Origin of the sequence: Pedobacter agri PB92 (genome assembly GCF_000258495.1) — a bacterium.
Taxonomy (GTDB): Bacteria; Bacteroidota; Bacteroidia; order Sphingobacteriales; family Sphingobacteriaceae; genus Pedobacter; species Pedobacter agri.
In genome coordinates this window covers 1-8,382 of sequence record NZ_AJLG01000201.1, presented here as the reverse complement: position 1 = coordinate 8,382, position 8,382 = coordinate 1, and the positions used below count along the sequence as shown (strand labels likewise).

General features: G+C 38.3%; 7 protein-coding genes. 2 read left to right on the top strand and 5 right to left on the bottom strand.

Features of this window, described 5'->3' with window-relative positions; genetic code table 11:
- Positions 1-456: 456 nt before the first annotated feature.
- The 3 genes from ON09_RS20715 to ON09_RS20705 form a co-directional block, all read right to left on the bottom strand.
- Positions 457-1,446: a hypothetical protein gene (locus ON09_RS20715; protein WP_157259036.1), complete on the bottom strand. Its 990-nt coding sequence runs from the start codon at positions 1,444-1,446 to the stop codon at positions 457-459.
- Positions 1,421-1,744 (bottom strand): thioredoxin family protein, encoded by a 324-nt coding sequence (locus ON09_RS20710; RefSeq protein ID WP_051010249.1) that lies wholly within the window; start codon positions 1,742-1,744, stop codon positions 1,421-1,423. Before ON09_RS20710 ends, ON09_RS20715 begins: the two co-directional genes overlap by 26 nt.
- A gap of 264 nt (positions 1,745-2,008) precedes the next feature.
- Positions 2,009-2,281, bottom strand: a complete 273-nt coding sequence (locus ON09_RS20705) for a hypothetical protein (protein WP_157259035.1) — start codon at positions 2,279-2,281, stop codon at positions 2,009-2,011.
- A 425-nt stretch (positions 2,282-2,706) separates the two neighbouring features.
- Between ON09_RS20705 and ON09_RS20700 the strand changes: the two genes are divergently transcribed.
- Positions 2,707-3,189 carry a hypothetical protein gene (locus tag ON09_RS20700; RefSeq protein WP_010602981.1) on the top strand — a complete coding sequence of 161 codons (483 nt, stop codon included), beginning with the start codon at positions 2,707-2,709 and terminating at the stop codon, positions 3,187-3,189.
- A gap of 112 nt (positions 3,190-3,301) precedes the next feature.
- On the opposite strand, the gene ON09_RS20695 is transcribed toward ON09_RS20700, so the two are convergent.
- Positions 3,302-3,739 carry a hypothetical protein gene (locus ON09_RS20695; protein ID WP_010602980.1) on the bottom strand — a complete coding sequence of 146 codons (438 nt, stop codon included), beginning with the start codon at positions 3,737-3,739 and terminating at the stop codon, positions 3,302-3,304.
- Between the two features lie 446 nt (positions 3,740-4,185).
- On the opposite strand from ON09_RS20695, the gene ON09_RS20690 reads away from it, so the two are divergent.
- Positions 4,186-5,265 (top strand): NAD(P)-dependent alcohol dehydrogenase, encoded by a 1,080-nt coding sequence (locus ON09_RS20690; RefSeq protein ID WP_010602979.1) that lies wholly within the window; start codon positions 4,186-4,188, stop codon positions 5,263-5,265.
- Positions 5,266-6,759: 1,494 nt separating this feature from the next.
- Here ON09_RS20690 and ON09_RS24520 read toward each other — a convergent pair.
- The gene (locus ON09_RS24520) at positions 6,760-7,923 is read right to left on the bottom strand and encodes a transglutaminase-like domain-containing protein (RefSeq protein ID WP_010602977.1); all 1,164 of its coding nucleotides are present in this window, start codon (positions 7,921-7,923) and stop codon (positions 6,760-6,762) included.
- Between the last annotated feature and the right edge of the window lie 459 nt (positions 7,924-8,382).

Here is an 8,382-nt window from a genome sequence, read left to right as displayed (position 1 = left end):
AGAGAATGCTTTCTAATAATATTTAAACTGCTATCTAAGTAAGCTCTTACGCTATCGGCCATCAATGATTTTTCATTCTGAGCTTTTGCTATCCATGGTGTGAATAGTATAATTACTATTAAAATTCGTTTCATAAGATTGTGACGAAAATTAGTCATTTGAGGTTGCATTCATTTATTTTTTCTAAATGCGATTTGTTTTCTTAAAGATTTGCGTAGAGATTCGATTTTTGAGACAACATATCTAACATGGGAAGCTGTTTTTTCTATCGAAATCTGTTCAAGTTATAATATTTTATTTTTATAACACAGTTAGCAACATTGCCAACAATACGCCTTCGATATTTAACTGATTAGCGATCAGCCTGGTTCCTCTGTACGTTACTTTTCGCTTTCTGATTATCAGCAGGTCTACTTCAATATCAAGATAAAATATCTTTTATATGCTTTCAACAGCCTAAAACCATGTTTTTTCGTTATTTTTCATTTTGTTAACCTCATCTACAAGCTGACCTGAGGTTTGTCCTAAACTATCAATCACACTTTGCATTTGAGTGATTGCTTCAGCTTTCTTTCCGTTTTTGTACATGAGCCTTGTATTTATAACCTTATATCGAATAGGGTCAGTTCCCTTAGATGCCATCGAGAGTTTAGACCAGCTTTCCGCTTTTTGCAGTTGACTACTATCGTTACTGAATTGAAATATAACTTCAGTATAATCGGAGAGTTCATCAGGATTTAGTTGATTGGGATTTTTTTCCAGGTATTCCGACACAACCTCAGCATATTTCGTCCAATCTTCAGCCCATTGGTAATATAATGTTTTAGAAAACCTGTTTACTTCTTCTAACCTATCAGGGAACTTATTTTTCACAAGATTACTTACCGTTTGCCAATCTACACTTTTATTTAAATCGCCCTGATAATCAACCATACCTCCACCATAATTTTTTATAACTGCATTAGTCTTTAACATCGGGAAAACCGTTTCATTGAATATTAAGCGATTTACGGTTTTTCTTGAAAACCCTTTACCTATCACTGAATCAATTGCTTCGGAATGTTTCTGCAAAGTTTCGAATCCAAAATCTGTTGTACTTTGCGTCCCATAGAATATGTAAATAATATTCTGCTTCGTAAGGAGATTAGTTTGGCTCTTGAGATAAGAATTTATAAAGGTTGGCAGAGATTTCATGTCAGATGAATTAATTCCTGCTTTAATTAAAGTTGCAAGAAAAGCTGTATCTCTTTTTCCATTGACAAATTGATCCTTTAAAGTCGGATACTGAGTCTTTGGATCAAGCGCTAGTTTAGAATTTTCTAAAAATGAGGTAGGATCATAATTTGCCCCGACTATTTTGTAAACTAACTCGCCATTGGGATTAAAATAGAGGTAAGTTGGATATGCCAATATTTTAAAATTATCCTTGATTTTTTCCGTCATCATTATACCATTCCTTGATACGCTTATTGTCTGTACTTTTTCTATCGAATTGGATGGCTACGTTAATAAAGTTTTTATTGTAAAAGTCCCCGATTTCTTGTTTTGAGAAGATTTTTGCAGACATTTCTTTACATGGGACACACCATGTAGCATAAGCATCAATAAATATGTAACTATTTTCTTTTTTAGCTTTAGCTTTAATTTGTTCCCAGTTCAATGTTTCCTCAAATTTAATACCTTGTTGTGCCCAGGCATGTATTGAGGATAGAACGGCAATTACAATTAATAATCTTTTCATCATCTTTTCGATTTTAATATGAAGCTAAGAATCATATTCCAAGCGGTATTGGTTTTATTTAACTAATAAGCAACTAAGTTCATAGGGCAATAATTTCCTGGACCGCATTCGCTGCATGTAACAACGCTGGCACTTGATCCGACAGCATAAACTGATGCCAAGTTTTTTCTTCCGCCACTTCTGGTCAGGACATCTTCATTTCGCCTCTTCTTCACTAAACTTTGATTATCTCTAAAGTTCTGTTTTTGAGTTCTAAGTAACGTATATTTATTCCTTCGTTTGCTCTATTTCTCCAAGAGTTGTCATTGTATCTTGCTTTGCTGCCAGTAATATAACCCTATTGTTAAACCTAGAGTCAACAGTGGAATCTCCAGATGTTACCATTACTTTAATAGGAGTTTGAAAAGGATTTAATATTGATAATGATAGTATCGAATTATTATAATCGTATTTTATTGGCACTTTCAGATTTGAAACGTTTTGGGCATGCAACGTTTTAACCCATAAAAGAATACAAAATGAGACTATATATTTTTTCATTTCAAACCATTTAAAAAGACTTAAAGCTTGATTGGTAAAAATGAATAAAAATATTCGGTTTTCGAAAATAGCTTGAAGTGTAGAATTAAGTGAATTATAAGCAGCAGACCAACATACAATTATGTGGTGCATTTAATTTCAATGCGTATTTTTAACAGCGGGTAAGTTTTGAGTTAACGTCTAAGTTTATTTTAAATGTAATAATATTACTTGTTTTAAACACAGCACTATGATAACAAAATATCTCTATCATCTGAACGTTATGTCTTAGTTGCTTGCCCTATGCATTTTATGCTATTCCCTTTTCTCTGACAGTCAAATTGATTGGCATTTGATTAGTCGTTAACAGCTCGATTTTTATTAACCTTCAGGCATAGGCAGTAAACCATTAGCTTTTATAGTATAACAGTTTAATAGTCATCCCGATGAAAAAAACTTTGTTGATTATCTTGTTGTTGAACAGCTTGTATGCCTTTGCTCAACCGCTCACCAGTACCCCTGCAGGCTGCGCAATAACAGTAGGTTCGCAGTATAGAGTTTATCAAATTACCTTTACATCTTTTGGTGGAAGACCAACTTATCAGGGAACCGGGGGTGTGAGGTATACAACCTGGACGGATGGTGCTACAGGTGTGGATCGGGCAAGGCTAACTTGCATCACGCTAAATACTGGGGCAGCTGATGCATGTTATGTTAAGACTGGTACAGGTACCACCTCTTCGAGTTATACCTCCGGAACTGCTACAACTTTTACGGTTAATACAGGCACAGCCTACAACGAAAGTGGTGGTGGTACTTGTACCAATGTGCCGATTGATGGCTATGTTTGGATTTTATTACTTGCAACTGCTTGTGCTGCGATCACAGTTCTCAGACAAAACAAATTGAACCTCACGGCGCTGTCTTGAAATACTGCATCTGAATATCTTAGATCGTGAATAGTGATAGCATACGAACTCGTGTCAAACGATTTTATCATCGGATGATGGAGATAAATTATCTAATATGTTCTCTGAATAATTAGGCTAAATTCTTTCTCCTCAACCTAACCACGCCTGCCCCTGCCATTCCAATTATCACTATAACAATATAATCGTCAATTGGGCATGGCATAAAAGTATAACTGACGAGATATCCATTATATATATAGTTCCCCGAATTATTAAAGTTAGTTCCACGATACTTTTCAGCCCAACAATTCATCCTTGGAGTAGTTGCATCTCCCGTTATTACTGGATGCGTCGTTGCGGTTGATGCACCAGCGGGGCAATTAACATTATAAAAAGGACTTCCCTGAAAAAATTGCACAGGAGTTCCAGTAGACCCTGGTTGCTGTACATAATAAATTCTTGGCTCTGGAACACTGAGAAATACATAACAGCCATCAGCGGCAAAAGCGGAAATAGCAGAAAACACCAATAGCATGGTCACGACAAAAAAACGGGAAGGAATAGACATTATGCAAAGATGCTGTTTATAATTTCTGCATTATGGATGATAACGACAATCAGCACAACCAGAATGGTTATTTAGATTCCAATAATTATCACGCAGTTCGAATAACCAATACCTGCAGATTTGAAAGCTGCTGATTAAAGGTATCATTTGATGAACATCAGATAACGGTGTTAATAGAATTATAAATTCCAAATTATTCATTTTAAGAGATGTCTTTCAAAATATCTAAAAGACGGGCTTATGTGCATATGGTTGAGGATTTGCAGAAAAACGTAATTATACCGCATAGGAATCCCATATGCGAAATTATATAGGAAAATTACATCGCGGACTTCATAAATTTTCCGAATGTTTTAATTGTAAACTGACCGCTTAATTCCTGCGAGTGGTTGTTTTTGAACAAACTTTTTTTTGATCGGAAATGTTGCCTTAGAAAAAAGCTTACTATGGAAAAAATTCAAACTAAGGGCTATGGTGCAAGCGGTTCGCTAATTGGCGGCAAAACACTTGAGCTGATGTCATTCGAAAGAGATCAACCCAAAGACGATGAAGTGCTGATTGAGGTTTTGTATTGTGGTGTTTGCCATTCAGATTTGCATCAGGTAAATAATGATTGGAAAAATACGATCTACCCTTGTGTACCAGGCCATGAGATCATTGGCAAGGTAACCGCAATAGGCGCCGCGGTATCGCGATTCCAAAAGGGCGACATTGTTGGGGTGGGATGTATGATAGACTCTTGTAAAACTTGTGCCCCTTGCAAAGAAGGAGAAGAGCAATTTTGCGAAGGACCTCATGGCCAAACCATGACCTATAATGGTTACTGGAAACCAGATCCGGCCTTTAATACATTTGGCGGTTATGCCACCAATCTTGTTGCCCAGGAAAAGTTTGTCATGAACATTCCTACCGATCTGGATATTAAATCAGCTGCCCCCATCTTATGTGCAGGAGTAACCACCTATTCTCCGCTAAAACATTTTGGAGTGACAAGCGGTCATAAAGTTGGTATCATTGGCATAGGTGGCTTGGGTCACATTGCAATCAAAATAGCTAAGGCAATGGGCGCATCAGTAACCGCCATAACCACTAAAGAAGAAAAGCGATCAGCAGCAATTGAATTAGGTGCAGACGAGGTAATCGTTTCTGAAAATAAAGATGAAATGGAGCGTGCAGCGGCAAAATTTGATTTTCTCTTGGCAACTATCCCATATGCATTTGACGTTAATGATTATGTGCCATTACTCAGACGTAGGGGTGCATTTGTTACAGTTGGTCTTCTTGGCCCTTACAAGCAAGCCACAAACAACATGGAAGTCGCAAAACTCAGCACCACAATTGGCGGCTCGCTGATTGGCGGTACCATAGAAACCCAGGAGGTATTGGATTTCTGCGCCAAACACGGAATTAGTCCAGAAGTGCAAATGATCAACATTGAAGAGATCAATGACGCTTTCGATCAGGTAAAGAATGAAGAAGTTCGTTTCCGTTACGTAATTGATATGACGACGTTAAAAAACGCTTAGGTTATTCAATTGAAAAGGAATGAGGTTAGCAGTTCACTGCTAACCTTCAACTGGTTGTCCGAAAAATGTTGAGAATAGCGAATGCTAATACTACAAATGGAGATATTTAGTTTGTTGTCTGATAAGTCATTCTTTTATTACTGCTTGGGAAGGATAGTTTTCAGCTATGCTGTTGGCTATGGCACCTCCAGATCTGTTGCGGTCTAATTCAAACTTCACATGAAAGAGTACGTATTTATCCGAAGGATGTTAGTATTTTAACTGGCAAGAGTTTGGCCCAGGCGAAAAGGGTACTTCGAAATCTTCGATTGATATTGAACAAGTAAAGACCAATACATTACGTTTGAAGCGTATGTAGATTATTCCGGCATTGATATCTCATTGATCCGAAAAATATGCCTTGCAGTACCGCTGCTGGCGACACTCACTTGCTAGAAAGCAATAACCCGCCCCACATCCCCTGGTTTTGTTTTTTTGTCAACTAATAAAAAACATTTTAAAAACTTGTTGCTCATAAATACTGATTTTTCATTGCTATCCTATGTCAGTCCTATCCCAGTCCTAAGGCATGATGATTGCATTTTAAGGCATGTTTAAATTTGTAGCTTATGTAGTGCATTTGCTTACCAAGTGGAACTATTGGATTTTGTTAAACTACTTCCCGCGTAAGCGAAGAGATTGCCGCTACAGCTGAAAAAGCTTCCTTCGCAATGACGCCCATAACAAAGGCACCCTGCTCCCGGCATAGGAGATAACTCAATCAACCACCCCCGCCCCTCCTTGAAAATAAGGAGGGGAGTTTCCCCTCAAATATGCTAATTCTCCCCCTGCCCCCTCCAGAGGGGGATAGCGACCGCCTTAATTTCCGTATCCTTCGCAATGACGGCCCTGAAAAAGGCACCCTGCTCCCCGGCATAGGAGATAATGGAGAGGGAAAAACGTTAAAGCTTATGCAAAAACTTTCAAACCACCACTATCCAAGGCAACGCATCCTTTCCGATTCTTCATCGGAACTTGTGTTGCCGAAATTAAAGCTTTAACGATTTTACCCGAAATTAGATCCACGCCTTGATGTTATTAATATTTTGTTATTGTTATTTATAAGCATTAATGAGCTCGCCGAAAGGCTCGGTTTTGCTACTTTTCCATCAAGGGAAAAGTAGGAGGCCCGCCGCCGATGAGGCGTAGAAAAAATCTACAATCGTCTACCCTTTGATTAAGGAGATTTCTCAATCGTATGCCCCTCGTAAAAGAGAAGATTGCCGCAGTCAGCTGAAAAAGCTTCCTTCGCAATGACGACCCTGAAAAAGGCACACTACTCTGGCATAGGAGATAAATCAATCAACCACCCCCGCCCCTCCTTGAAAATAAGGAGGGGAGTTGGCCCCTCAAATGTGCTAATGCTCCCCCTGCCCCCTACAGAGGAGGGATAGCGAGTGCTCCAAGATATCAACTAAAAAGGCTATTAAAGAAAACTTAGATACAGTCCTGCTATTATTCCGGTTTAGTCCAGAACAAATCAGGGTTATTGGTTTTATAATTAACGAACCTCACCCCTGAATTCTTACCCGTAAATTCTGATTTTTGAGGGCTTTGAACAATTCCATCCAGGGGCAATAACTCAACATAAGTTACAGTTTTACCGGCTTTTGAAGTTTCGAAATTATATTCACTGTTTAATGGTGTTTGTAGACGATACAGATTTTTCGCCATATAATACTGAAGATAATATTCTTTAGTTTGCAGCGTAGAACGGTTCCAGTTGGCATCCGCATTGAGTACCAATGGTTGTCCCTTGATTAATCGTTCCCTAACCTCTTGTACACCTAACAACGCCCCTTTTTCGTCCATTACATAAGCATCAAATGTGGGGTCTATCCATATCCATTTCTTCAGATCTTTACTATAAACCATATTGATGACATGGCAATCATCAAATTTAGTTTCTTTAGGCATACAGGTAATATGGCGTGAAGCAATACCTAATGATAAATAACATTCGTTTAGTATCGTTGCTAACATCCTGCAATTAACGCCACGATTTTCTTCCCGGCAAACTTTAATCAGGTCGATAGCATTTTGAAGGGATGGGTTGTTGCTACTCCCATCGTGTCTCACTAAATTATGAACCCAGTGCAATAAGTTAAAAACTTTAGAGAGCTCATTTCCTTTGCCCGCTATAGAATCCAGTTTTAAGTCTTTTCTGATTTTAACCAGATTAGGATCTTCCATAGATTGATAAGAGAATTTCGGTACCTCCCGGTTATCTTTGTAATTATATTTTTCGGCCTTGCGAAGGGTATCCAGATAAGCAATTGGTCTTCGGCTTGGCGCTTTCGCGTCATATTTGATTTGCGTTCTGGCTGTATCTTTTCCATTGACGAGAATAATAAAATTATACTCCCCAACCTTCGGGTCAATTTTGAAAGAAATGGATTCTTTATCCGTGAAGAAGGTTACTTTCTTTGCCGAGGTGTTGTAAACATCAAGCTTTTCGGCTGGAACAATAGTCCATGCATTTTGCCTTACCGGGTCATTATCATCCTTAATATTAACGCTCAAAGCGCTCGCTTTGATCACTGGAATTTTGTGGCTTTGCGCAGATGCCATTCCTATCGAAAGCGATAAGAAAAAGGCGGTGAAGAGGCTAAGTTTCATGTGTTGATAAAATTGAATTTGGTCTGGTTTAATTACATGACGCTATAATCCGAAAATGGTTGCAAAACTTACCTGGTTTTTTGAAAATATTTTTTTTTCTGAACATTACTTTTATTATGATATTCATTTAGAACCAGGCCGCTTAAAAAAAGAAAGAAGTTTTCCATCAAATAAGATAATCCTCCCCCTGTCCCCTCCAGAGGGGGATAGCGAGTGCCTTAAATTTCCATATCATCAAAGATATTTTTCGAAGGCAATAAAACAGATACATGATCAAAACGGGAACAATTGGATGCCGCTCGTAAAAGAGAAGATTGCCGCAGTCAGCTGAAAAAGCTTCCTTCGCAATGACAACCCTGAAAAGGGCAGACTGCTCCCCGGCATAGGAGATAACTCAATCAACCACCCCCGCCCCTCCTTGAAAATAAGGAGGGGAGTTTGCCCCTCAATTAGTATAAT

Bases quoted from the DNA above. Each gene is read 5' to 3' on its own strand.
- ON09_RS20700 (WP_010602981.1), top strand. From the start codon at position 2,707: ATGAAAAAAACTTTGTTGATTATCTTGTTGTTGAACAGCTTGTATGCC.
- ON09_RS20695 (WP_010602980.1), bottom strand. From the start codon at position 3,739: ATGTCTATTCCTTCCCGTTTTTTTGTCGTGACCATGCTATTGGTGTTT.
- ON09_RS20705 (WP_157259035.1), bottom strand. From the start codon at position 2,281: ATGAAAAAATATATAGTCTCATTTTGTATTCTTTTATGGGTTAAAACG.
- ON09_RS20710 (WP_051010249.1), bottom strand. From the start codon at position 1,744: ATGATGAAAAGATTATTAATTGTAATTGCCGTTCTATCCTCAATACAT.
- ON09_RS24520 (WP_010602977.1), bottom strand. From the start codon at position 7,923: ATGAAACTTAGCCTCTTCACCGCCTTTTTCTTATCGCTTTCGATAGGA.
- ON09_RS20715 (WP_157259036.1), bottom strand. From the start codon at position 1,446: ATGATGACGGAAAAAATCAAGGATAATTTTAAAATATTGGCATATCCA.
- ON09_RS20690 (WP_010602979.1), top strand. From the start codon at position 4,186: ATGGAAAAAATTCAAACTAAGGGCTATGGTGCAAGCGGTTCGCTAATT.